At 71.5% G+C, this 24,459-nt stretch carries 22 protein-coding genes; 11 read left to right on the top strand and 11 right to left on the bottom strand.

What is annotated here, in order from left to right:
* Positions 1–309: 309 nt before the first annotated feature.
* Complete coding sequence (locus ACWFR1_RS18050) at positions 310–1,170, bottom strand: oxidoreductase (protein WP_453552193.1); 861 nt, start codon at positions 1,168–1,170, stop codon at positions 310–312.
* Between the two features lie 102 nt (positions 1,171–1,272).
* Between ACWFR1_RS18050 and ACWFR1_RS18045 the strand changes: the two genes are divergently transcribed.
* Positions 1,273–2,259: an ATP-binding protein gene (locus ACWFR1_RS18045; RefSeq protein ID WP_453552191.1), complete on the top strand. Its 987-nt coding sequence runs from the start codon at positions 1,273–1,275 to the stop codon at positions 2,257–2,259.
* 201 nt (positions 2,260–2,460) lie between these two features.
* Here ACWFR1_RS18045 and ACWFR1_RS18040 read toward each other — a convergent pair whose 3' ends face one another.
* Positions 2,461–3,789 (bottom strand): hypothetical protein, encoded by a 1,329-nt coding sequence (locus ACWFR1_RS18040; RefSeq protein ID WP_453552189.1) that lies wholly within the window; start codon positions 3,787–3,789, stop codon positions 2,461–2,463.
* A gap of 326 nt (positions 3,790–4,115) precedes the next feature.
* On the opposite strand from ACWFR1_RS18040, the gene ACWFR1_RS18035 reads away from it, so the two are divergent.
* The 6 genes from ACWFR1_RS18035 to ACWFR1_RS18010 all read left to right on the top strand — a co-directional run bounded on the left by ACWFR1_RS18035 (position 4,116) and on the right by ACWFR1_RS18010 (position 12,300).
* Positions 4,116–6,644 carry a SulP family inorganic anion transporter gene (locus ACWFR1_RS18035; protein ID WP_453552187.1) on the top strand — a complete coding sequence of 843 codons (2,529 nt, stop codon included), beginning with the start codon at positions 4,116–4,118 and terminating at the stop codon, positions 6,642–6,644.
* Positions 6,645–6,837: 193 nt separating this feature from the next.
* Positions 6,838–8,793, top strand: a complete 1,956-nt coding sequence (gene acs / locus ACWFR1_RS18030) for an acetate--CoA ligase (protein WP_453552185.1) — start codon at positions 6,838–6,840, stop codon at positions 8,791–8,793.
* Between the two features lie 245 nt (positions 8,794–9,038).
* Positions 9,039–10,463: a Na+/H+ antiporter NhaA gene (nhaA, locus tag ACWFR1_RS18025; RefSeq protein ID WP_453552183.1), complete on the top strand. Its 1,425-nt coding sequence runs from the start codon at positions 9,039–9,041 to the stop codon at positions 10,461–10,463.
* An 89-nt stretch (positions 10,464–10,552) separates the two neighbouring features.
* Entirely contained in the window at positions 10,553–11,038 is a 486-nt protein-coding gene (locus ACWFR1_RS18020; protein ID WP_453552181.1) for a phage holin family protein, read from the top strand.
* Positions 11,035–11,970, top strand: coding sequence for an alpha/beta fold hydrolase (locus tag ACWFR1_RS18015; protein WP_453552179.1), 936 nt, complete (start codon positions 11,035–11,037; stop codon positions 11,968–11,970). Before ACWFR1_RS18020 ends, ACWFR1_RS18015 begins: the two co-directional genes overlap by 4 nt.
* 135 nt (positions 11,971–12,105) lie before the next feature.
* Positions 12,106–12,300: a hypothetical protein gene (locus ACWFR1_RS18010; RefSeq protein WP_453552177.1), complete on the top strand. Its 195-nt coding sequence runs from the start codon at positions 12,106–12,108 to the stop codon at positions 12,298–12,300.
* A gap of 33 nt (positions 12,301–12,333) precedes the next feature.
* Here ACWFR1_RS18010 and ACWFR1_RS18005 read toward each other — a convergent pair whose 3' ends face one another.
* The 3 genes from ACWFR1_RS18005 to nth form a co-directional block, all read right to left on the bottom strand.
* A complete protein-coding gene (locus ACWFR1_RS18005) occupies positions 12,334–13,533 on the bottom strand; it encodes a MarP family serine protease (protein WP_453552175.1) in 1,200 nt (399 codons plus the stop codon).
* Positions 13,534–13,579: 46 nt separating this feature from the next.
* A complete protein-coding gene (locus tag ACWFR1_RS18000) occupies positions 13,580–14,299 on the bottom strand; it encodes an NUDIX hydrolase (protein WP_453552173.1) in 720 nt (239 codons plus the stop codon).
* Positions 14,300–14,431: 132 nt separating this feature from the next.
* Positions 14,432–15,352, bottom strand: a complete 921-nt coding sequence (gene nth, locus ACWFR1_RS17995; protein ID WP_453552171.1) for an endonuclease III — start codon at positions 15,350–15,352, stop codon at positions 14,432–14,434.
* A 282-nt stretch (positions 15,353–15,634) separates the two neighbouring features.
* Between nth and ACWFR1_RS17990 the strand changes: the two genes are divergently transcribed.
* On the top strand, positions 15,635–16,309 hold the full coding sequence (locus tag ACWFR1_RS17990; protein WP_015034542.1) for a Crp/Fnr family transcriptional regulator: 675 nt from the start codon (positions 15,635–15,637) through the stop codon (positions 16,307–16,309).
* A gap of 81 nt (positions 16,310–16,390) precedes the next feature.
* Here ACWFR1_RS17990 and ACWFR1_RS17985 read toward each other — a convergent pair whose 3' ends face one another.
* The 5 genes from ACWFR1_RS17985 to ACWFR1_RS17965 form a co-directional block, all read right to left on the bottom strand.
* Complete coding sequence (locus tag ACWFR1_RS17985; RefSeq protein WP_453552169.1) at positions 16,391–17,269, bottom strand: prohibitin family protein; 879 nt, start codon at positions 17,267–17,269, stop codon at positions 16,391–16,393.
* Between the two features lie 241 nt (positions 17,270–17,510).
* Positions 17,511–18,341 carry an MBL fold metallo-hydrolase gene (locus tag ACWFR1_RS17980; protein ID WP_453552167.1) on the bottom strand — a complete coding sequence of 277 codons (831 nt, stop codon included), beginning with the start codon at positions 18,339–18,341 and terminating at the stop codon, positions 17,511–17,513.
* The gene (locus ACWFR1_RS17975) at positions 18,338–19,222 is read right to left on the bottom strand and encodes an NUDIX hydrolase (RefSeq protein WP_453552165.1); all 885 of its coding nucleotides are present in this window, start codon (positions 19,220–19,222) and stop codon (positions 18,338–18,340) included. The genes ACWFR1_RS17980 and ACWFR1_RS17975 overlap by 4 nt, the downstream gene beginning before the upstream one ends.
* 351 nt (positions 19,223–19,573) lie before the next feature.
* On the bottom strand, positions 19,574–20,044 hold the full coding sequence (locus ACWFR1_RS17970) for a RidA family protein (protein WP_125747240.1): 471 nt from the start codon (positions 20,042–20,044) through the stop codon (positions 19,574–19,576).
* Positions 20,041–20,199: a DUF4177 domain-containing protein gene (locus ACWFR1_RS17965; protein ID WP_015034547.1), complete on the bottom strand. Its 159-nt coding sequence runs from the start codon at positions 20,197–20,199 to the stop codon at positions 20,041–20,043. Before ACWFR1_RS17965 ends, ACWFR1_RS17970 begins: the two co-directional genes overlap by 4 nt.
* 73 nt (positions 20,200–20,272) lie before the next feature.
* Between ACWFR1_RS17965 and ACWFR1_RS17960 the strand changes: the two genes are divergently transcribed.
* Both ACWFR1_RS17960 and ACWFR1_RS17955 read left to right on the top strand, forming a co-directional pair.
* Entirely contained in the window at positions 20,273–21,235 is a 963-nt protein-coding gene (locus ACWFR1_RS17960) for an ArsA family ATPase (RefSeq protein ID WP_453552163.1), read from the top strand.
* Positions 21,236–21,480: 245 nt separating this feature from the next.
* The gene (locus ACWFR1_RS17955) at positions 21,481–22,782 is read left to right on the top strand and encodes an ArsA family ATPase (RefSeq protein ID WP_453552216.1); all 1,302 of its coding nucleotides are present in this window, start codon (positions 21,481–21,483) and stop codon (positions 22,780–22,782) included.
* A 58-nt stretch (positions 22,783–22,840) separates the two neighbouring features.
* On the opposite strand, the gene ACWFR1_RS17950 is transcribed toward ACWFR1_RS17955, so the two are convergent.
* The gene (locus tag ACWFR1_RS17950; protein ID WP_015034550.1) at positions 22,841–23,185 is read right to left on the bottom strand and encodes a WhiB family transcriptional regulator; all 345 of its coding nucleotides are present in this window, start codon (positions 23,183–23,185) and stop codon (positions 22,841–22,843) included.
* 519 nt (positions 23,186–23,704) lie between these two features.
* On the opposite strand from ACWFR1_RS17950, the gene ACWFR1_RS17945 reads away from it, so the two are divergent.
* Positions 23,705–24,343, top strand: coding sequence for a hypothetical protein (locus ACWFR1_RS17945; RefSeq protein WP_453552214.1), 639 nt, complete (start codon positions 23,705–23,707; stop codon positions 24,341–24,343).
* The last annotated feature ends 116 nt before the right edge of the window (positions 24,344–24,459 follow it).

Below are 24,459 nucleotides of genomic sequence, written 5' to 3'. Positions count from 1 at the left end.
CTTCCCCTCCGACAGGAGTAGAAAGGAATCAGGCCCGCGAGACCTAGGACATCCGAGAGGATCACCTGTTGAGCATGAAGGCCCCACGGACCTAGCACAGAAACCGAGCACCCACGCGACGTCGACCCGTCGATTACGGGCCAGCCGCACCAGGCCAAGGGCAAAGTTCCCGGCCTGATGGGCACTTATCGAGGACGCATGGTAACTGGGTAGACGTGCCAGCGGCGGTACCAGATCTGGTGCCGCCGCAACCCGTTTCCGGCCCGGCTCTGGATCGCAACTGGAGCCGGTGCCGGAACCGGACCCCCGTCAGGCCGCGCCGCGCTGGAGCGCCTCGCAGACGGCCGTCGACTCCCGGACCCCCAGCTCGACCGAGCGTCCGCAGTGCGCGATCCAGGCACCCACACCCTCCGGGGTGCCCGACAGATATCCCTCGAACGCCGCGAGGTACGCCGCCCGGCCCTGCTCGGCGTGGCCGACCTCGGCCGGGCAGATCGCCTTGGGGTCGAGGCCGCTGCCGACCAGCGCGATCCGCTCCGCCGCCCGCGCGACCAGACCGTTGTACGAGGTGAAGGGGCGCAGCGCCAGAAGTTCGCCGTGCACCACCGCGGCCGTGACGAGCGCCGGGGCCTCGCCGCCCGCGACGATCAGCTCCGCGAGCCCGTCGAGCCGGCCGGCCACCTCGGAAGGCGTCGGCAGCGGGGCCTCGATCAGCGGCTCGTCGACCGACTCGCCGTCCAGCCGGGGCCGCCCGACCGAGTCGCCGGGACCTCCGAGGCCGCCGTCGGAGCCGCCGCCCGGGATGCCCGCGTCGCCCGCGGCGACCAGATGGAGCCGGGCGAGTACCCGCATCGGCGACTGGCGCCAGATGGAGAGCAGTTGCCCGGCCTCCGCGCCCAGGCGCAGGGCGGCGCCGACCGTGCGGGCCTCGGGGTCGGCGCTGAAGTCGGTGCGCCGCCGGACCTCTTCCAGGGCCCAGTCGGCACCGGACAGGGCGGCCGAGCCGCGCGCCCCGCGCAGCGCCGCCTCGGAGGAGATCTCGTTGCTGCGGCGCCGCATCACACGGTGGCCGTAGACCCGGTCGACGGCCTTGCGTACGGAGTCCACCGCGTCGGCGACGCCCGGCAGGGAGCCGAGGGCGGCCAAGGGGTCAGAGGCGTGCGTACTCATAAGTAGGGAGGCTACGCGCCCCGGCGGCCCGCCCCACGATGGAGTGGTCTTCTTCACGCACCTTGACCACCCCACGCATCCATGCCGCTACGCTAGGTGAACATGAAGATCGCTTTCGTGGGGAAGGGCGGCAGCGGCAAGACGACGCTGTCCTCGCTCTTCATCCGCCACCTCGCCGCCAACGAGTCCCCGGTCGTCGCCGTCGACGCCGACATCAACCAGCATCTGGGCGCCGCGCTCGGACTGCCCGAGCCCGAGGCCGCCGCGATGCCCGCGATGGGCGCGCACCTGCCGCTCATCAAGGAGTACCTGCGGGGCTCCAACCCGCGGATCGTCTCCGCCGACACGATGATCAAGACGACGCCGCCCGGGGAGGGTTCGCGTCTCCTTCGGGTCCGCGAGGACAACCCCGTCTACGAGGCCTGCGCGCGGACGGTCGGGCTCGACGACGGCGACATCCGGCTGATGGCGACCGGCCCCTTCACGGAGTCGGACCTCGGGGTGTCCTGCTACCACTCGAAGGTCGGCGCGGTGGAGCTCTGCCTCAACCACCTGGTCGACGGGGCCGACGAGTACGTGGTCGTCGACATGACGGCGGGCTCCGACTCCTTCGCCTCCGGCCTCTTCACCCGCTTCGACATGACCTTCCTGGTCGCCGAGCCGACCCGCAAGGGCGTCTCGGTCTACCGCCAGTACAAGGAGTACGCGCGGGACTTCGGCGTCGCGCTCAAGGTCGTCGGGAACAAGGTGCAGGGCCAGGACGACCTCGACTTCCTGCGCGCGGAGATCGGCGACGACCTGCTGGTGACGGTCGGCCACTCGGACTGGGTCCGCGCGATGGAGAAGGGCCGCCCGCCCCGCTTCGAGCTCCTGGAGGCGGAGAACCGCATGTCGCTGCAGGCCCTCCAGGACGCGGCCGACGACTCGTACGTCCACCGCGACTGGGAGCGCTACACGCGCCAGATGGTCCACTTCCACCTGCGCAACGCGGAGAGCTGGGGCAACGCCAAAACGGGGGCCGACCTGGCGGCGCAGGTCGACCCCGACTTCGTCCTCGGCGAACCACTTGCCGTACCGCAGCTCGGCTGACGGCACAGGAACCGCCCGCTCACCGGCGGCGCCCGGAACCGCCCGCCGCCCGCCGCCCGCCGCCGGACGGAGTCCCGCGCAGCGCCCCGAAGCCCGTGAGGCGCCCCTGGCGCCGAGCGGCGCGAGGGGCGCAGAGACATAGGGGCCCGGGGGCCGACCTGGCGGCGCAGGTCGACCCCGGGTTTGTGTTGTCCGAAGGGCTCAGTGCCGTTCAGCCTGCTTGACGCCGGGGGCGGGGGCGCCCGCGGGGGCCGGCGGCTGGGCGGCCAGGAAGGTCTGCCATCCGCCCTGCGGGGCCTCGCCCACCTTCAGGGTGCGCATCTTGGCGATGACGTCGGGGTCCTGGGCGTCGAGCCAGTCGGCGAGCTGGCGGAAGGACACGCACTTGACGTCCTTCTGCACGCAGACCGTCGCGATGGTCTCCTCGATGGCGCGCATGTACGTGCCGCCGTTCCAGGACTCGAAGTGGTTGCCGATGATGAGCGGCGCGCGATTGCCCCGGTAGGAGCGCTCGAAGGCCTGCACCAGGCCGTCCCGCATCTGGTCGCCCCAGTACGCGTGCTGCGAGGGGTCGCCCTGGGTCGTGCCGGGTGACTGGTTGACGAGGAAGTTGTAGTCCATGGACAGCGTCTGGAAGGCGCGGCCGGGGACCGGCACGAGCTGCATCGACAGATCCCAGAGGCCCAGGTCCTTCTTGGGCCAGATCTGGTCGTTGACGCCGCTCGTGTCGTACCGGAAGCCCATCTCGCTCGCGGCCTTGACGAAATTCTTGCGCCCCTCCAGGCAGGGGGTGCGGGCGCCGACGAGCTCCTTCTCGTAGTCGAAGGGCAGCGGCTGCTCCGCGCGCAGGCCGGTGTTCGTCTTCCAGTTCCTGACGAAGGACTTGGCCTGGTTGATCTCGCTCTTCCACTCCTCGGGCGACCAGTTGCCGACGCCGCCCTCCTTCCCGCAGAAGTGCCCGTTGAAGTGGGTGCCGATCTCGTTGCCCTCCTGCCACGCCGCACGCAGTTCGCGGACGGTGTCACGGATGCCCTCGACGTCGTTGAAGCCGATGTCGGAGCGGCCCGCGTTGTGCTGCGGTGGGTCGTAGAGCTTCCGCTTCTCCTCGGGCAGCAGGTACACGCCGCTCAGGAAGTACGTCATGGACGCGTCGTACTTCCGGCCGACCGAGCGGAAGTGGGAGAACAGCTTCTGACTGTCCTCGCCCGCGCCGTCCCACGAGAAGACGACGAACTGCGGCGGGGTCTCCCCCGGCTTGAGCCGCTGCCAGACCGGCTGGTGGGGCTGGGCGCCGGTGAAGGCCGTGGAGCCGTCGCCGATCAGCCGGACCGCGTTCGGCGGAGCCGCGGCCGGCCCCTTCTTGGCGCCCGCACCGCCCGGCGCGGGCTTCGTGGCCGCGTCGTCGGAGCCCGAGCAGCCGGCGAGGCCGGTGATCAGGGCGACGGCGAGAGCCCCGGCGGCGAGCGCCCTCTTGGGGACTGCCTTGTGGACTGCCTTGTCGACTGCGGTCCTTCTCCCGGCGGCTGACATCCGCACACCTCTCCTCAGAGCACACGATCCGTACGAGCGGCGTCCCGTACGAGCGGCGTCAACGTCGCACCACACCCACCGGGGAGATGAAACGACAAGCGGCATTCCGCTCGCCTATCACTGGAACCGGTGAATCATTGCCCTGTTTGCCCCGAAAATAATGCCGCAGACTTTACTCTCCATTACGATCCATTTACCGAGCGTTGATCCTCCCCATCCCGGGGGTCCCGCCGGAATCCCGCCGCTGCACGCCGTGACCCACGGCCGCGACCCCCACGTTCGTCCCGCACGAGCCGCGACCGCGCTGCCCCGGAGGAGACGGGAACATGACCCTCTGCACCCCTGCCCACCAGACCGCCACCGCCCGCGAGTCCACTCGCGGCAAGACCAACCGGCCCCGGTCCCAGCGGCCGCACAGCCCGCCGGACGGCCCGCGCCGCTTCCGCGTGGCCGGAGCGGACCTGTCCGCCTCGGTCGCCGTCTTCCTGATCGCCCTGCCGCTCTCGCTCGGCATCGCGCTCGCCACCGGAGCCCCGCTCCAGGCCGGCCTGGTCGCCGCCGCCGTCGGCGGCATCGTCGCCGGCCGGTTCGGCGGCTCCCCGCTCCAGGTGAGCGGGCCCGCCGCCGGTCTCACCGTCGTGACCGCCGAGCTCATCCAGCGGTACGGCTGGCGCACCACCTGCGCCATCACGGTCCTGGCCGGACTCGCCCAGCTCGCCCTGTCCGCCCTGCGCGTGGCCCGCTCGGCCCTCGCCGTCTCACCGGCGATCGTGCACGGCATGCTGGCCGGCATCGGCGTGACCATCGCCCTCGCCCAGCTGCACATCGTGCTCGGCGGCACCCCGCAGAGCTCCGCCGTGGACAACGTCCTCGGTCTGCCCGCCCAGTTGACGCACATCCACCCGTCGGCGCTCGCCATCAGCGTCCTCACCGTCACCGTGCTGCTGTCCTGGCCCAAGTTGCCGGGTCGGGCCGGCCGGCTCGCGCGGAAGGTCCCCGCCGCGCTCGTCGCGGTGGCCGGGGCGACGGCGGTGGCCGTCGTCGCCGGGCTCTCCGTACCGCGCGTCGACCTGCCCTCCTGGAGCAGCCACGCGCTGCCCGGTCTGCCCGAGGGGCCGGTCCTCGGCATCGCCGCCGGAGTGCTCACGATCACCCTGGTCACCAGCGTGCAGTCACTGCTCTCCGCCGTCGCGGTCGACAAACTCGTCACCGCCCGCGCGGACCGCAGCCGGAGCGTCCCCCGCTCCAACCTCGACCGCGAACTCGCCGGACAGGGCGCGGCCAACATGGTCTCCGGCATGCTCGGCGGCCTACCGGTCGCGGGGGTCGCGGTCCGCAGCGTCGCCAACGTCTCGGCGGGCGCGGTGAGCCGTGCCTCCACGATGCTGCACGGGCTGTGGATCGTGCTGGCGGCCCTGCTGCTCGTCCCCGTGCTCGACCTGATCCCGCTGGCCGCGCTCGCCGCGCTCGTCATGGTGGTCGGCATCCAGATGGTCAGCATCACCCACATCCGTACGGTCACCCGGCACCGCGAGGTCGTGGTCTACGCGGTGACGGTGGCCGGTGTCGTCCTCGTCGGCATCCTGGAGGGCGTCGCCCTCGGCATCGCCGTGGCCATCGCCGTCGCGCTGAACCGCCTGGCCCGTACGCGGATCAGCCGCGAGGAGCGGGACGGGAACCAACTGCTGCGCGTACGGGGTCAGCTGACCTTCCTCGCCGTGCCCCGGCTGAGCCGGGCCCTGCACCAGCTGCCCCAGGGGTCCCATGTCGTGGTCGAGTTGGACGGGTCCTTCATGGACCACGCGGCCTACGAGACGCTGAGCGAGTGGACGTCCGGGCACCTCGCCCACGGCGGCACGGTCGAGACGACCGGTCCGTCCGGCACCCGGATCGCCGACCCCGCCCCCGGCACGTCCTCCGACTCCGCCGCGCCCACCTGCTGCCGCCCCTGGACCCCCTGGCACAACCACCAGTGCGGGGAGCGGCGGCCCGCCGAGTACACCGAGCCCGACGCGTCCGCCGGGACCGCTGGGACCGGCGGGACCGCCGGGCCGGACGCGCCCCCAGCCCCCGCCGAGCCCCGGCGGACGGCGGGGCTGCACCTGGCCAGCGGCATCGGCAAGTTCCAGCGGAACACCGCCCCACTCGTACGGGACGAACTCGCCCGGCTCGCCCGAGAAGGCCAGCGACCCTCGCAGCTCTTCCTGACCTGCGCGGACTCCCGCGTGGTCACGAGCATGATCACCTCCAGCGGCCCCGGTGACCTCTTCACCGTGCGCAACGTCGGCAATCTCGTCCCCCTCCCCGGCGAGGAGAGCGGGGACGACTCGGTGGCGGCGGCGATCGAGTACGCGGTGGACGTGCTGCGGGTCGAGTCGATCACCGTGTGCGGTCACTCCGGCTGCGGCGCGATGCAGGCCCTCCTGGGCAGCGGCCCGGGCGATCCGGCGACACCGCCGACCCCGCTGTGGCGCTGGCTGCGGCACGGCCGGCCGAGCCTGGAGCGGATGGCGAGCCGACGGCACGCCTGGGCCAGGATCTCCGGGCGGCTGCCGGCCGACGCGATCGAGCAGCTCTGCCTGACGAACGTGGTGCAGCAGCTGGAGCACCTCAGGGCGTACGAGTCGGTGGCGCGCCGGCTGGCCGAGGGCAGCCTCACGCTGCACGGCATGTACTTCCACGTGGGCGAGGCACAGGCGTACCTCCTCAGCGGCACGGACGAGGTGCACAGCTACGACGACGTCTTCACGCAGGTCATGCCGACGGGCCACGGGGAGGCGGACCACAAGGAGGCGGACCACGGGGAGGCTGAGCATCCGGCGACGGTCCGCCTGGAGACCGCGCGCGCGTCCTGAACCATCGGCTCCGCCCGTCCGTGAGACTGTGTGGCCCCTTCTCCCGCCGCTCGGGAAGGAGGGGCCACCGCACGTTGCACACCTCACAGGTCTAAACCAATTTCCTGGTTGCTCTTGTCACCCGGGCATCTGACTGGTGAGGTATGACGCGGGACACATACGCACAGAGGACGCCCTGGGAAAGGGAGATGTCGTGAGCAACGAATCCTTGGCCAACCTGCTCAAGGAAGAGCGGCGGTTCGCGCCGCCCGCCGAGCTGGCCGCGGACGCCAATGTGACGGCGGAGGCGTACGAGCAGGCCAAGGCGGACAGGCTGGGCTTCTGGGCCGAGCAGGCCAAGCGCCTGACCTGGGCCACCGAGCCGACCGAGACGCTCGACTGGTCGAACCCGCCGTTCGCCAAGTGGTTCGCGGACGGCGAGCTGAACGTGGCGTACAACTGCGTCGACCGGCACGTCGAGGCCGGTCACGGCGACCGGGTCGCCATCCACTTCGAGGGCGAGCCGGGCGACAGCCGCGCCATCACCTACGCCGAGCTCAAGGACGAGGTCTCGCGGGCCGCCAACGCCCTGACCGAGCTGGGCGTACGCAAGGGCGACCGGGTCGCCGTCTACCTGCCGATGATCCCCGAGGCGGCCGTCGCGATGCTGGCCTGCGCCCGCGTCGGCGCCGCCCACTCGGTGGTCTTCGGCGGCTTCTCGGCCGACGCCGTGGCCTCCCGCATCCAGGACGCCGACGCCAAGCTGGTCATCACCGCCGACGGCGGCTACCGCCGCGGCAAGCCCAGCGCGCTGAAGCCGGCCATCGACGAGGCCGTCGCCAAGTGCCCGCAGGTCGAGCACGTCCTCGTGGTCCGCCGCACGGGCCAGGAGACCGCCTTCACCGAGGGCCGCGACGTGTGGTGGGACGACATCGTCGCCCGCCAGTCCGCCGAGCACACCCCGGAGGCGTTCGAGGCGGAGCACCCGCTCTTCATCCTCTACACCTCCGGCACCACGGGTAAGCCGAAGGGCATCCTGCACACCTCCGGCGGCTACCTCACCCAGGCCGCGTACACGCACCACGCCGTCTTCGACCTGAAGCCGGAGTCCGACGTCTACTGGTGCACCGCCGACATCGGCTGGGTCACCGGGCACTCGTACATCGTCTACGGCCCGCTGGCCAACGGCGCGACGCAGGTCATGTACGAGGGCACCCCGGACACCCCGCACCAGGGCCGGGTCTTCGAGATCGTGCAGAAGTACGGCGTCACGATCCTCTACACGGCGCCGACGCTGATCCGCACGTTCATGAAGTGGGGCGACGACATCCCCGCGAAGTTCGACCTGTCCAGCCTGCGGGTGCTGGGCTCGGTCGGCGAGCCGATCAACCCCGAGGCCTGGGTCTGGTACCGCGAGCACATCGGCGCCGACAAGTGCCCGATCGTGGACACCTGGTGGCAGACCGAGACCGGCGCGATGATGATCTCGCCGCTGCCGGGCGTCACCGAGACCAAGCCGGGCTCCGCCCAGCGCGCACTGCCCGGCATCGCCGCGACCGTCGTCGACGACGAGGCGAACGAGGTGCCGGACGGGGGCGGCGGCTACCTGGTCCTCACCGAGCCGTGGCCGTCGATGCTCCGCACGATCTGGGGCGACGACCAGCGGTACATCGACACGTACTGGTCCCGCTTCGAGGGCAAGTACTTCGCCGGTGACGGCGCCAAGAAGGACGAGGACGGCGACATCTGGCTGCTCGGCCGGGTCGACGACGTCATGCTCGTCTCGGGGCACAACATCTCGACCACCGAGGTCGAGTCGGCGCTCGTCTCCCACCCGGCCGTGGCCGAGGCGGCCGTCGTCGGCGCCGCCGACGAGACCACCGGCCAGGCCATCGTCGCCTTCGTGATCCTGCGCGGCACGGCGAGTCAGGACGAAAACCTCGTCGCCGACCTGCGGAACCACGTCGGCGCGACCCTCGGCCCGATCGCCAAGCCGAAGCGGGTCCTGCCGGTCGCGGAGCTGCCGAAGACCCGCTCGGGCAAGATCATGCGGCGTCTGCTGCGCGACGTGGCGGAGAACAGGGAGCTGGGCGACGTCACGACGCTCACCGACTCCTCGGTCATGTCGCTCATCCAGACCCAGCTGCCGACCACGTCCAGCGAGGACTGAGTCGCCACAGCGGTACGAGGCGAACGCCCGCCCCAGCGGTCAGGGGGCGGGCGTTCGCCTCGTCCGGCGCCGGACGTCGACGGGACGAACCAGCCGTATGTCCATAAAGTGAATCCCGCCGGACACACCTCGCGCTCGTTAGGTAAAGTAAGGACCGCGTCAAGGACGCGACAGAAAGATCTAGGTGCGCCGGGAAGTCTGGTCGGCATGTGCTTCGCCCTGCCCGCCCGACGGAGGTCTCCCACGTGTCCGCACCCACGCCCACCCCCACCACACCCCCGCCCACACCCACCGACCGCAAGTTCCTCGGCCGGCTCTCCCTGCCCGAGCGGCGCTACCTCGCCGACGCCCTGCGCACCGAGACCGTGGGCGGCGTGCTGCTCCTCCTCGCCGCCGTCGCCGCCCTCGTCTGGGCCAACACCCCCGCGGCCGAGAGCTACAAATCCGTACAGAACTTCCACATAGGCCCTGCCTCCCTCGGTCTCGACCTGTCGATCCAGCACTGGGCGGCCGACGGCCTCCTCGCGCTCTTCTTCTTCGTCGCCGGCATCGAGCTCAAGCGCGAGCTCGTCGCGGGCGAGCTGCGCGACCCCAAGGCCGCCGCGCTCCCCGTCATCGCCGCGATCTGCGGCATGGCCGCGCCCGCCCTCGTGTACGCCCTGGTCAACACCATCGGCAACGGCTCGATGGACGGCTGGGCCGTGCCCACCGCGACCGACATCGCCTTCGCGCTCGCCGTCCTCGCCGTCATCGGCACCTCGCTGCCGTCCGCGCTGCGCGCCTTCCTGCTCACCCTCGCCGTCGTCGACGACCTCTTCGCGATCCTGATCATCGCGGTCTTCTTCACCAGCGACCTGAACTTCGCCGCGCTCGGCGGCGCCGTCGCCGGACTCGTCCTCTTCTGGGTCCTCCTCCGCCAGAACGTCCGCGGCTGGTACGTGTACGTCCCGCTGGCCCTCGTCATCTGGGCCCTGATGTACAACAGCGGCGTCCACTCCACCATCGCCGGCGTCGCGATGGGCCTGATGCTGCGCTGCACCACCCGCGAGGGTGAGAAGCACTCCCCCGGCGAGCACATCGAGCACCTCGTACGACCCCTCTCGGCCGGCCTCGCCGTACCGCTGTTCGCGCTCTTCTCCGCCGGTGTCAGCGTCTCCGGCGGGGCGATCGGCGACGTCTTCACCCAGCCGGTCACCCTCGGCGTCGTCCTCGGTCTCGTCGTCGGCAAGGCCGTCGGCATCTTCGGCGGCACCTGGCTCGCCGCCCGCTTCACCAGGGCCGAGCTCAACCCCGAACTGACCTGGCCGGACGTCTTCGCCGTCGCCTCCCTCGCCGGGATCGGCTTCACCGTCTCGCTGCTCATCGGCGAACTCGCCTTCGCCGGCGACGCCGCACTCACCGACGAGGTGAAGGCCGCTGTCCTCATCGGCTCCCTCATCGCGGCCGTCTTCGCCTCCGTCCTGCTGAAGCTCCGGGTCCGCAAGTACCAGGCGCTCATCGCCGAAGAGGAGCGCGACGAGGACCAGGACGGCATCCCCGACATCTACGAGCAGGACAACCCGGAGTACCACGCGCGCATGGCCGAGATCTACGAGCGGAAGGCCGCCGAGCACCGCGAGCGCGCCCGAGCGGCGGGGGCATCGCGCGACGGGGCCGACCGTCCGGCATGATCTGAGGCGGACCGCAGAAGTCGGACCGCAGAAGAGGACTCGCACCGTAGATGAGGACCTCGGACCGCAGAAGAGAAGAGGGAGCAGCGATGAGCGACCCGTTCGACGGAACCGAGCGCAGCCTCGGCCAGCTGGTCGCCTCGGCGACCGCCGAGATGTCCGCGCTGGTGCACGACGAGATCGCCCTGGCCAAGGCCGAGGTCAGGCAGGACGTCAAGCGCGGCGCGATCGGCAGCGCCGCGGGCATCGCCGCCGGCGTGGTGCTGCTGTTCTCGCTGCCGATGCTGAGCTTCGCGCTCGCGTACGCCATCAACACCTGGACCGGCGGGCACAACGGCAACGGGGGCTGGAACCTCGTCTGGTGCTTCCTGCTGTCCTTCACGGCGAACGTGCTGCTCGCGGGGCTCCTCGGCCTCCTGGCGTACGCCAAGTTCAAGAAGGTCAAGCCGCCGGAGAGGTCCATCGCCTCCGCCAAGCAGACCGCCGCGATCATGCAGAACGCGAAGCCGCACCCCCGCCCGGAGCAGCGCCCCGCGCTGGAGAAGGCCTCCGCTGTGGCACGCTCGTCCGTATGACCCTCCCCGAGAGCAGCAGCGGCAACGGCGGGCCCGTCCGGCTCGACGGGCCGTGGACCCATCGCGACGTGGCCGCCAACGGCGCCCGCTTCCACATCGCCGAGATGGGCGACGGCCCGCTGGTGCTGCTCCTGCACGGCTTCCCGCAGTTCTGGTGGACCTGGCGCCACCAGCTCCCGGCACTCGCCGACGCGGGGTTCCGGGCCGTCGCGATGGACCTGCGCGGGGTGGGCGGCAGCGACCGCACACCCCGGGGTTACGACCCCGCCAACCTGGCCCTCGACATCACCGGCGTGATCCGCTCCCTCGGGGAGCCGGACGCGGCGCTCGTCGGCCACGACCTGGGCGGCTACCTCGCCTGGACGGCGGCCGTGATGCGGCCCAAGCTGGTGCGCCGGCTGGCCGTCTCCTCGATGCCGCACCCGCGCCGCTGGCGCTCGGCGATGCTCGCCGACTTCTCGCAGTCGCGGGCCGGCTCGCACATCTGGGGCTTCCAGCGGCCGTGGCTCCCGGAGCGCCGGCTCGTCGCGGACGACGCGGCGCTCGTCGGGGAGCTCATCCAGGACTGGTCGGGGCCGTGCCCCGCCGACGAGGAGGCCGTCGAGGTCTACCGGCGGGCGATGCTGGTGCCGTCGACGGCACACTGCTCGATCGAGCCGTACCGCTGGATGGTGCGCTCCCTGGCCCGCCCGGACGGCATCCAGTTCAACCGGCGCATGAAGCGGCCCGTACGCGTGCCGACGCTGCACCTCCACGGCTCCATGGACCCGGTGATGCGGACCCGCAGCGCGGCCGGATCGGGCGAGTACGTGGAGGCGCCGTACCGTTGGCGGCTCTTCGACGGGCTCGGTCACTTCCCGCACGAGGAGGACCCGGTGGCCTTCTCCACGGAGCTCGTCAACTGGCTGAAGGACCCCGAACCCGACCGCTGACGCACCGTCTGCGCAGCCGCCCGCCCGGTCTTCTGACGCACAGGCATCCGTCGAACGGCCATGTGCCCGGCGCATACTCCGATTGGCGGGCCCCCGGGCGATTACCGACCTTGGGGCACGGGCAGACGTCGAGGTATGGGCTGGACGCACGACTACGGTGACACAGCACGCAACCGCCGCTCGGCCGCTGGGCCGGGCTCCCGAGAGAGGGGTGGCCCGCAGGACCAGGGCCACGCGCACGCCGTGCAAGGAATAGGGATCTCGCGCATTCTGCGCCGCCGGGCCCGCTGGGTCTCGGCGCGCCTCCGGCATCCACGCGATACCCCCTAGGGGGGGTGGGTGCCCGGCGGGTGTCGGCGGGGACTACAGCGCGCAGGCCTGCGTGTCGACCTGCTGGACCGCGGTCCGGCCGCGCTCGATGTCCCCGCGGATCTCGTCGACCGTCAGGGCGTAGCCCGTGTTCACGTCGTCGAGGGAGCGGGCGAAGATCACGCCGTACACCTCGCCGTCCTCGGTGAGGAGCGGGCCGCCGGAGTTGCCCTGGCGGACCGTCGTGTACAGCGAGTACACGTCCCGGCGCACCTCGTCCCGCTGGTAGATGTCGGGGCCCTTGGCGCTGATACGGCCCCGGACGCGCGCCGAGCGCACGTCGTACGAGCCGTTCTCCGGGAAGCCGGCGACGATCGCGCCGTCGCCGCTGCGGGCGTCGTCCTCGGTGAAGGTCAGCGGCTCGGCCTTGAGGGCCGGCACGTCCAGGACGGCGATGTCGCGCTGCCAGTCGTAGAGGACGACCTTGGCGTCGTAGAGCTTGCCCTCGCCGCCTATCTGGACGGTCGGCTCGTCGACCCCGCCGACGACATGGGCGTTGGTCATGACCCGGCGGTCGGCGAAGACGAAGCCGGTGCCCTCGAAGACCTTGCCGCAGCTCTGCGCGGTGCCGACGACCTTCACGATGGAACGCTGGGCGCGGGCGGCGACCGGGCTGTCGGCGAGCGCCGGGTCGGGCGGTGTGACCTGGGTGATCGGCTCGTTGGCGAAGGGGCTGAAGACCGGCGGGAAGCCGCTGCGGGCCAGGGTGGAGCTGAAGTCGGCGAACCAGCCGGACGCCTGATCGGGCATCACCTGCTCGACCCCGAGCAGGACCTTGGAGTTCCGCACCTCCTTGCCCAGGGTGGGCAGCGAGGTCTGGGCGAGGGCGGAGCCGATGAGCCAGGCCACCAGCAGCATCGCGACGACGTTGACCAGCGCGCCGCCGGTGGCGTCCAGGGCGCGCACCGGTGACCAGGTGATGTGCCGCCGCAGCTTGTTGCCGAGGTGGGTGGTGAACGCCTGGCCGACCGAGGCGCAGACGATGACCACCATCACGAAGACGATCGTCGCCGTGGTGGAGACCTCGCTGTTGTCGGTCAGCTGGTCCCAGAGGACCGGGAGCAGCAGAACGGCGACGAGACCGCCGCCGAGGAACCCGATCACCGACAGGATGCCGACGACGAATCCCTGGCGATATCCGATGACGGCGAACCACACGGCGGCGAGCAGCAACAAGATGTCCAGCACGTTCACCGTCGTTAGCCTCGCAAATTCGTTTCGGTCGCCCGAGGTCAGCCTGTCATGAGCGCCAGTCGAGCGGGACCTGCTTGGCCCGGTCCCAGGGGCGCTCCCAGCCGGCGTAGTGCAGTAGTCGATCGATCACGCCGGCCGTAAAACCCCAGACCAGGGCGGACTCGACGAGGAACGCGGGGCCCTGGTGGCCGCTCGGGTGGACGGCCGTCGCGCGGTTCGCGGGATCCGTGAGATCCGCCACGGGCACGGTGAAGACACGGGCGGTCTCGCCGGGGTCGACGACCCCGACCGGGCTCGGGGCGCGCCACCAGCCGAGGACGGGGGTGACGACGAAGCCGCTGACCGGGATGTAGAGCCTCGGCAGCACGCCGAAGATCTGGACACCCGCCGGGTCGAGCCCGGTCTCCTCCTGGGCCTCCCGCAGGGCGGCGCGCAGCAGACCGCCGTCCGCCGGGTCGCCGTCCTCGGGGTCGAGGGCGCCGCCGGGGAAGGAGGGCTGGCCGGCGTGCGAGCGCAGGCTGCCGGCGCGCTCCATGAGCAGCAGCTCGGGCCCGCGCTCGCCCTCGCCGAAGAGGACGAGGACGGCGGACTGCCGGCCGGCGCCGCTCGCGGGCGGCAGGAAGCGGCTCAGCTGCTCGGGCGCGACCGTGCGGGCGGCCCGGTCGACGGGGCCGAGCCAGCCGGGCAGCCCGGACCGGTCGAGCAGGCCGCCGGTGCCGGTGCCGGGGCCGTGGCCCTCTTGGATGTCTTCGTCAGTGCGCGTCATAGGCACCCCGTGTTTCACAACGCGATCGGTGGACGGGTTCGTTCCCGGCGGCTCGGCCGGCCCTCTCGGTCCTCCCGGCCTGCCCTCCGGTCCTCTCGGCCCTCTCGGCCCTCTCGGCCCTGAGGGTCGATCTCAGCCACTCGCGCCCAGCGGGGGCGCGGGGCGGCCCGGGTAGCCCGGCGGCGGGTCGAGCCGCTGGCCCGGGAAGCCGCCCATCTCGTACTTGAGCAGCTTCTTCGCCTTCTCCGGGTCCGTCTCGCCCTCGCCGTACGAGGGGCAGAGATGGGTGATCGGGCAGGCGCCGCAGGCGGGCTTGCGGGCGTGGCAGATCCGGCGGCCGTGGAAGATCACCCGGTGCGAGAGCATGGTCCACTCGCTCTTCGGGAAGATCTCGGCGATCTCCGCCTCGATCTTGACCGGGTCCTCCTGCTCGGTCCACTTCCAGCGCCGGACGAGCCGCATGAAGTGGGTGTCGACGGTGATGCCGGGGACCCCGAAGGCGTTGCCGAGGACGACGAACGCGGTCTTGCGGCCGACGCCGGGGAGCTTGACGAGGTCGTCCAGGCGGCCGGGGACCTCTCCCCCGAAGTCGTCCCGCAGGGCGGCGGCCAGGCCCATGATCGACCTGGTCTTCGCCCGGAAGAAGCCGGTCGGACGGATCAGCTCCTCGACCTCCTCGGGCACGGCGGCCGCGAGGTCCTCGGGCGTGGGGTACTTCGCGAAGAGGGCGGGGGTGGTCTGGTTGACCCGCAGGTCGGTGGTCTGCGCGGAGAGGACCGTGGCGACGAGCAGCTCGAAGGGGTTCCGGAAGTCGAGCTCCGGATGGGCGTACGGGAAGACCTCGGCCAGCTCGCGGTTGATCTTCCGCGCCCGCCGGACCATCGCGAGCCGCGACTCGGGCTTGGCGGGCTTGACCGAGCCGGCAGACACGGGCTTGGCGGGCTTCACCGGCGCAGTCTTGGCGGGCTTCACCGACGCGAGCTCGGCGGGCTTGGCCGAGGCGGCCGGCGGGGCCGACTTGGAGGCCGCGACCTTCCGATTTGAGGCTTTCACCCGTTTCGACACGCCGTGTTCGCCCACAGCGGAATTACCTTCGGCCGACACTCTTTCAGCCCCCTTGGCCTGCGCTCTCACCGGCGAGTTGGACACCCGGCCAGCCTAGGGGCCGCCACCGACATCCGCCCCGGGCATGGCCGATCGGAGCCCAATCGGGCCCCTGCCGTACGCACGGGTAGCCAAGTACGTCAAACTTGTTGTGATTGATCGCACTGTTTTGTGCGTCCGGCATCATGGGACCCAGGTCCTTTGAGCAGGTCGACAGTATGGAGAGAACTCGTGGACGACGTTCTGCGGCGCGCCCCGCTCTTCGCGGCGCTCGATGACGAGCAGGCCGCCGAGCTGCGCGCCTCGATGAGTGAGGCGACGCTCGCCCGTGGCGACGCGCTGTTCCACGAAGGCGACCCCGGTGACCGCCTGTACGTGGTCACCGAAGGCAAGGTGAAGCTGCACCGCACCTCCCCCGACGGCCGGGAGAACATGCTGGCGGTCCTCGGCCCCGGCGAGCTCATCGGTGAGCTGTCCCTCTTCGACCCGGGCCCGCGCACGGCGACGGCGACGGCGCTGACCGAGGTCAAGCTGCTCGGCCTCGGCCACGGCGACCTCCAGCCCTGGCTGAACGCCCGCCCCGAGGTGGCCACCGCGCTGCTCCGCGCGGTCGCCCGCCGGCTGCGCAAGACCAACGACCAGATGTCCGACCTGGTCTTCTCCGACGTGCCGGGCCGTGTCGCCCGCGCGCTCCTCGACCTGTCGCGCCGCTTCGGCGTGCAGTCGGAGGAGGGCATCCACGTCGTCCACGACCTCACCCAGGAGGAGCTGGCCCAGCTGGTCGGCGCCTCCCGCGAGACGGTCAACAAGGCCCTGGCCGACTTCGCCCAGCGCGGCTGGCTGCGCCTGGAAGCCCGCGCCGTGATCCTGCTGGACGTGGAGCGCCTCGCGAAGCGCTCGCGGTAGGCACCTCCGTACGTGCACGAAAGGCCGCCCCGGTCGTCGGACCGGGGCGGCCTTTCGTTACGTACGCGAGTACGGGTGCGGTCAGCGCTTCGAGCCGTCCACGATCACCGGGGCCGAGCTGCCGTTCGCGCAGGGCACGGTGTAGATCGCGTTCTTGGCCGCGGCCTCCTTGAACGCGTCGATGCACTGGTTCATGAGGACCTTGTCCGTCAGCGAGTCGTTGAGGATCTTGTTGGCGCGGGCGATGCCCTCCGCCTCGATCCGGCGCCGGTCGGACTCGGCCTGGGCGGTACGGGCGGCCTCAAGGGCGCGCTCGGTCGCCTGCTGCTGCTGGATCTTGCGGTCGATCTGGTCCTGCAGCGCCTTCGACGGCTTCACGTTGCGCAGGTTGACCGTGGTCACGTCGATGCCGCGCGGGGCGAGCCGCTCCTTGACCAGTGCGCCGATCTCGGCGTTGATCTTCTCGCGGGCGGAGCTGTAGCCCTCTTCGCTCGTGTGACGGGCGAAGACATTACGGATGATCTCCCGGCTGTCCGGGAAGACCAGCCGCTGCTGGATGGCGGCCTCGCTGCCGGCGAGCCGGTACAGCTCCACGGCCTTGGTCGGCGCGACGGCCCACTTCACCGTCACCTCGACCTCCATCACGCCGCCCTGCGAGGAACGCACCTCGACCACGTCCCGGTCGGAGAGGTTCAGGTCGACCGGGCGGGTGGAGAAGGTGGTGACCGTCGTGAACGGCGAGATCACGTTCACACCGGGCGTCATGGGCGAACCCACCTTGCCGAAGGTCACCGGCACACCGACCTCGTACGCGCCGACCACGTGGACGATGCTGGTGACGCCGGCGAGGAGAGCGGCGATCAGGGCGCCCAGCGCGCCGAGACGCAAGGGGGCGCGGTCCATGGACCGCCCCACGACGAAGAGCACCCCTGCCGCGATGAGCAGAAGAATGGACAGCACGAGCACGAGAATCCCCCCGATGAAACGACTACCTGCTGATACTGATGCAAAGGGACCGTAAAGCATGGCGTGTCCCCTGGACCATGCCGGGCCCCGGCAAAACCACCACGGGTTCCGCTGCCGAACCCGGAGCCCGCTCCGGGTCGAGCCTTGCCCCCGGCCCCCGGGCCCTTTGAGCCTGCCCCCAGACCCCGGAGCTCCACCCCTGAGCCCCCAGAGCTCGCTCCCGAGCCCCCAGCGGTCAGATCGCGCCGTGCTCCCGCAGGTACTCCAGCTGCGCCCGTACGGACAGCTCCGCCGCCGGCCACAGCGAGCGGTCCACGTCCGCGTACACGTGCGCGACGACCTCCGCCGCCGTCCGGTGGCCGCGCTCGACCGCCGTCTCGACCTGGGCGAGCCGGCCGGCCCGGTGCGCCAGATAGAACTCCACGGCCCCCTGCGCGTCCTCCAGGACCGGCCCGTGCCCCGGCAGGACCGTGTGCACCCCGTCGTCGACGGTGAGCGAGCGCAGCCGCCGCAGCGAGTCCAGGTAGTCGCCGAGCCGCCCGTCCGGATGCGCGACCATCGTCGTGCCGCGCCCCAGGATCGTGTCCCCCGTCAGGACCGCCCGGTCGGCGGGCAGGTGGAAGGAGAGCGAGTCCGACGTGTGCCCGGGCGTCGGGACGACCCGCAGCTCCAGACCGCCGACCGTCACCACGTCCCCCGCGCCGAGCCCCTCGTCGCCCAGCCGCAGCGCGGGGTCGAGCGCCCGTACGGCGGTCCGGGTCAGCTCGGCGAAGCGGCCCGCACCCTCCGCGTGGTCCGGGTGCCCGTGGGTGAGCAGGGTGAGCGCGACGCGCTTGCCGAGCTTCTCCGCCGTCTCGACGACATGACGCAGATGGCCCTCGTCGAGCGGCCCCGGGTCGACGACGACGGCGAGGTCCGAGCCGGGCTCGGAGAGGAGCCAGGTGTTGGTGCCGTCGAGGGTCATCGCGGACGCGTTCGGCGCGAGGACGTTCACCGCGCGGGCGGTCGCGGGCCCGGAGACGACGAGCCCGCGCGGCTGCCCGGGCAGGGCCGCGGCGTCGCTCATCGTGCGCCGCCGACCGGGATGATCTTCGTGAACTCCTCGTGCCCCGGCCAGCTCAGGACCAGCTCGTCGCCCTCCAGGCGCGCCTGTGCGAGCACGGGGGCCAGGTCCTGGCCCTCGGCCGCCTCCAGCGCCTCCGCGGCCGTGTCGTACGGCTCCAGGGTGCGCAGGGTCGAGATCGTCGGCGGCATCATCGTCAGCTCGCCGCGGTCGTAGCCGGCCGCGGCCTCCGCCGGGCGGATCCAGACCGTGCGGTCGGCCTCCGTGGAGGCGTTCCGGGTGCGCTGCCCGGCCGGGAGCGCGGCCACGAAGAACCACGTGTCGTACCGCCGCTGCTCGAACTCCGGCGTGATCCAGCGGGCCCACGCGCCGAGCAGGTCCGAGCGCAGGACGAGCCCGCGCCGGTCGAGGAAGTCGGCGAAGGACAGCTCCCGGGCGACGAGCGCTTCCCGGTCCCGCTCCCAGTCCTCGCCGGTGGTGTCGCCGACGACGGTGTCCGCGGTCTCCCCGGCGAGCAGGACGCCCGCCTCCTCGTACGTCTCGCGCACGGCGGCGCAGACCACGGCCTGGGCCTGGGCGGCCTCGCCCGCGTCGAACCCGAGCCGCTCGGCCCAGACGCCGAGGGAGGGCCCCGCCCAGCGCACCGGCTGCTCGTCGCGCGGATCGACCCCGCCGCCGGGGTAGGCGTACGCGCCGCCCGCGAAGGCCATCGATGTGCGACGGCGCAGCATGTGCACGTCGGGCCCCGCGGCCCCGTCCCGCAGGAGGAGCACGGTGGCGGCCCGCCGGGGGCTCACCGGGGTGAGCTCGCCCGCGGCGAGGGCGCGGATGCGGTCGGGCCATTCCGGCGGGTACCACTGACCGTTCGGCTGAGCATTCGACATGGGCGGATGCTATGCGCAAGCACGCGAATGCACGAGGGCCGGAATGGCCTGGACCGGCCGGAGGACCGTGGACGGGCCGGAGGACCGTGGACCGGCCGGAGGACCGTGGACCGGCCGGAGGGACCGTGGACCGGCCGGAAGCCCGTGGACGGGCCGGAGGACCGTGGACGGGCCGGAGGACCGTGGACGGGCCGGAAGCCCGGCTGGCGGCCAACCGGCCGGAGGACTGCGGACCGGCCGGAAGACCGGCGAGCGGCCAGAAGGCCAAGGCCCGGCCGGAACGCAAGAGAGCCGGTTCCCTCGCACGAAGGACTCGCGCGCCGGAACCGGCTCTTCACCGACAGGGGGAGGTCAGGCCTCGACGAGCTCCACCTGGACCTCGACCTCGACCGGCGCGTCGAGCGGCAGCACGGCCACGCCGACGGCGCTGCGCGCGTGCACGCCCTTGTCGCCGAGGACCGCGCCGAGCAGCTCGCTGGCGCCGTTGATGACGCCCGGCTGCCCGGTGAAGTCGGAGGCGGAGGCGACGAAGCCCACGACCTTCACGACCCGCTTGATCCGGTCCAGGTCACCGGCGACCGACTTCACGGCCGCGAGGGCGTTCAGCGCGCAGGTGGCCGCGAGCTGCTTGGCCTCCTCCGCGGTGACCTCGTCGCCGACCTTGCCGGTCACGGACAGCTTGCCCCCCACCATCGGGAGCTGGCCCGAGGTGTAGACGTACACGCCCGACTGCACGGCCGGCTGGTACGCGGCCAGCGGGGGCACGACCTCCGGCAGGGTCAGGCCGAGCTCGGCGAGCCTCGCCTCGACGGCCCCGCTCACGACTTGGCCCGCTTGAGGTAGGCCACGAGCTGCTCGGGGTTGTTCGGCCCGGGCACGACCTGGACGAGCTCCCAGCCGTCCTCGCCCCAGGTGTCCAGAATCTGCTTCGTCGCGTGCACCAGAAGCGGCACGGTGACGTACTCCCACTTGGTCATGGGGCCGACTGTATCCGCTGCCATGGGGCGGCCTCCTGATTGGGCGCCGCCGCCAGTGGTTAGGCTCGACAGCGTGAGCAGGCTCCAGGTCGTCAGCGGCAAGGGCGGTACCGGTAAGACGACGGTCGCCGCCGCCCTCGCGCTCGCCCTCGCGACGGAGGGCAAACGCACCCTCCTCGTCGAGGTCGAAGGCAGACAGGGCATCGCACAGCTCTTCGAGACGGAAGCGCTTCCGTACGAGGAACGCAAGATCGCCGTCGCGCCGGGCGGCGGGGAGGTGTACGCGCTGGCGATCGACGCCGAGCGCGCGCTCCTCGACTACCTCCAGATGTTCTACAAACTGGGCAGCGCGGGGCGGGCCCTGAAGAAACTCGGGGCGATCGACTTCGCGACGACGATAGCCCCGGGGGTACGGGACGTCCTGCTGACCGGCAAGGCGTGCGAGGCGGTCAAGCGGCGCGAGAAGCACGGCGGGCACACCTACGACCACGTGGTCATGGACGCGCCGCCCACCGGCCGCATCACCCGCTTCCTCAACGTCAACGACGAGGTGGCGGGCCTGGCGAGGATCGGCCCGATATACAACCAGGCGCAGGCCGTCATGCGGGTCCTCAAGTCGCCCGAGACGGCGGTCCATCTGGTGACCCTCCTGGAGGAGATGCCGGTCCAGGAGACGGCGGACGGCATCGCGGAGCTCCGCGCGGCCGAACTGCCGGTGGGGCGGGTCGTGGTGAACATGGTCCGGCCGCACGTCCTCGACGAGGCGGCGGTACGGGCCGCCTCCGGCGACCACCGGGACGCGATCGCGCGGAGCCTGGCCTCCGTAGGCGTCACGGGCGGCACGCGTCTCGTCGACCCGCTCCTCGACCAGGCGGCCGAGCACGCCCGGCGGGTCGAGCTGGAGCGGGAGCAGCGGGCGGTCCTGGACGGCGTCGGCGTGCCCGCGTACGAACTCCCCTTCCTCGGGGACGGCGGGGACATCGCGGGGCTCTACCGGCTGGCGAAGGAACTGCGGAAGCAAGGGGTGGGCGCGTGACGGAGAAGGCGACGGCAGAAGCGACCACCGAAGCCACGGCCACGAGCGGCACCGGCACGACCGGGCCCGACACGACCGGGCCCGACACGACCGGGACCGACGCGACCGGCCTCGACACGCCCGAGCTCGGCACGCCCGGCCTCAACACGACCGCGACCGGGACCGACGCGACCGGCCTCGCCCCGGCCGGGCTCGACGCGTCCGGGACCGGGACCGACGCGACCGGGCTCGACGCGGTCCCCGTCCTGGAGCTCGACCCGCTCATCGACGACCGCGGCACCCGCATCATCGTCTGCTGCGGCGCGGGCGGGGTCGGCAAGACGACCACGGCGGCGGCCCTCGGCGTACGGGCGGCGGAGCGCGGCCGACGGGTCGTCGTCCTCACCATCGACCCGGCGCGGCGGCTCGCGCAGTCGATGGGCATCGACTCGCTGGACAACACCCCGCGCAAGGTCGACGGAATCAAGGGTTCCGACGGCGGCGAACTGCACGCGATGATGCTGGACATGAAGCGGACCTTCGACGAGATCGTCGAGGCGCACGCGGATCCCGAGCGGGCGCGGGCGATTCTGGACAACCCCTTCTACCAGTCCCTGTCGGCCGGATTCGCCGGTACGCAGGAGTACATGGCGATGGAGAAGCTGGGCCAGCTCCGGGCGCGCGACGAGTGGGACCTGATCGTGGTCGACACGCCGCCGTCCCGTTCCGCCCTGGACTTCCTGGACGCGCCGAAGCGGCTGGGGTCCTTCCTCGACGGGAAGTTCATCAAGCTGCTCATGGCCCCGGCGAAGGTGGGCGGCCGGGCCGGCATGAAGTTCCTCAACGTCGGCATGTCGATGATGACGGGGACACTCGGGAAGCTGCTCGGGGGTCAGTTCCTCAAGGACGTGCAGACCTTCGTGGCGGCGATGGACACGATGTTCGGCGGCTTCCGGACCCGCGCCGACGCCACGTACCGACTGCTCCAGGCCCCGGGCACGGCCTTCCTCGTCGTCGCCACGCCGGAGCGGGACGCGCTGCGCGAGGCCGCGTACTTCGTGGAGCGGCTCGCGGCGGAGGAGATGCCGCTGGCCGGTCTCGTCCTCAACCGCGTCCACGGCAGCGGGGCTGCCGGCCTCTCGGCCGAGAGGGCGCGGGCCGCCGCGGAAAATCTTGACGAGGGGCGCATGACGGATCGGGGGGACGGGAAGACTCGACGGAGTGGCTCCCCGGCCACGTCGCCCGAGCTGTCAGACCTCGCCACCACCGCCGCCGCCGTTCCTTCCGTACCCGAGGCTGCCCCCACAGCCGAACCGGCCGCACAACACCCAGACGTCGACGACGTGAACGACGTGGACGTACGACATCTCACTGCGGGACTTCTGCGCCTGCATGCCGAGCGCATGCGGGTGCTCGCGCGTGAGCAGCGCACGCGGGACCGCTTCACCGCACTCCACCCCGAGGTGGCGGTGGCCGAAGTGGCCGCCCTGCCCGGCGATGTGCACGACCTCGCCGGGCTGCGGGCCATCGGTGACCGGCTCACGGCCGGCCGGATGCCCTCGGCCTGAGCCCCACCCACCTCGCACGAACCGTCCCGTACGAGCTGTCCCGTACCGAGCTCGGGGACTAGCCGACCGCGGCGTACGCCTCGTACGTCGCGTCGTCCTCGATCGCCACGGGCAGCAGGCCCGCACCGCGCTCGTACTCCGTCCGCGCGGTCTCCAGGAGCCGGCGCCACGAGGTGACGGTCGGCCGTCGGCGCAACAGGGCACGTCGCTCGCGCTCCGTCATGCCGCCCCACACACCGAACTCCACGCGGTTGTCGAGGGCGTCGGCGAGGCACTCGGTCCGCACCGGACACCCGGTGCACACCGCCTTTGCCCTGTTCTGTGCCGCTCCCTGCACGAAAAGTTCATCCGGATCGGTAGTGCGGCAGGCCGCCTGCGCACTCCAGTCAGCTACCCAGCCCATACCGGCGCCGTCCTCTCCCGAATCGAGGCTCCCCCACGGCGGCAGCGGCATATTCACCGCTGCCAGTTGGGACGTTACGGAAGGTGGGCACAGCGCAACACCCCCTTCGGGCCCAATCTTGAATGGCCCGAACGGACTATGCGTGCGCGTCAGATCACCCAGGGGAGTGATCGAAGGACATGCGTGTGATAGGGGACATACCGCCTGGATACGCCCTTCCTCACCGCCGCCACTTCGGACACCGGGTGACGCATGATCCGGAAACGGACACGAGCTTCCCGTGTTTCGGGGTCACGGGAATTCATGTCGATGTCACGCGCGGGTCTTGATGCGAGACCGCACTGCTGTGACAGTTGTGAGCAGCTTAGGCCAAGGCATATACGCGTGTCCGGCGAATGAGAACGTAGGCGCCTCACGTTGCTGCGCCGGCACGCCTCCGCCGGAGTCCTGAGCAAGGAGCTCCGGCGTAACTGAGAGGCGAGATGGGCGGGGGCGCGGAACACTGCCCTGGTGATCGTGATGCAGCCGGTTCTGGAGATCTACGCCCCTGACGGCTTCGCCCTATGGCCTGTCGCCGACGTCAAGCCGGACGGTTTCCTGCCACTCAGTGGCCGGCTCGATCCCCTTGAGGTCGGAACAGCGCTGATGCGCATCGCCGGCTGCAACGACATCGATCCGGACCCAGAAGAAGAGGACCGTCCGCCTCGGCCCGCGGACCCCCTCGGATCCTTCCTCCACGGACTGCTCACCCTCGACAACCTCTTCGCGCCCGGCGGCCTGCGGGTCACGGACAGCTCCACGGGAGTCTCGTTCCTTCCGGGCTGCTGCGCGGGGCTCGAGGACTGGCGTGGCTGGCACGAGGTTTTCGATGGCAGCGGGAGTCCCTGGTTCGGTCATGATCCCGACCCTCTCGCCGAGCGCCTTGGGGACACCGTCCGGCTGACCGTTGACGTCGAACAGAGCGACAGCCCGGTGATCGAGGTGTCCGTCACCGAGCTCCGTCGTCTTCTCGCCGATGCCGAGCGCGACCTGATGGGCTTCGTCGCCCTCACATCCGACTGGGCGGCTCAGTACCTGCCTGACCACGCCGCTTCCGTCACCTCCGCCGTCGCCAGGGTCCTGGCCCTTCCCGCGTCGGCCGTACCGCCCAAGCCGTGAGGTGACGTCCTGTGGTCAGCCGGTGAGTCCGCCGTCAGCGCCGGACCGTGCGCCGATCTACGCTGTGACCTTCACGGCCCGGCCGCACCCGGATGTCACGGTCTGGTACTCGAACG

It is taken from the genome of Streptomyces sp. NPDC055103 (assembly GCF_053607625.1).
Note: the sequence above shows the minus strand (reverse complement) of the source record. Positions and strands in the feature narration are given on the sequence as shown.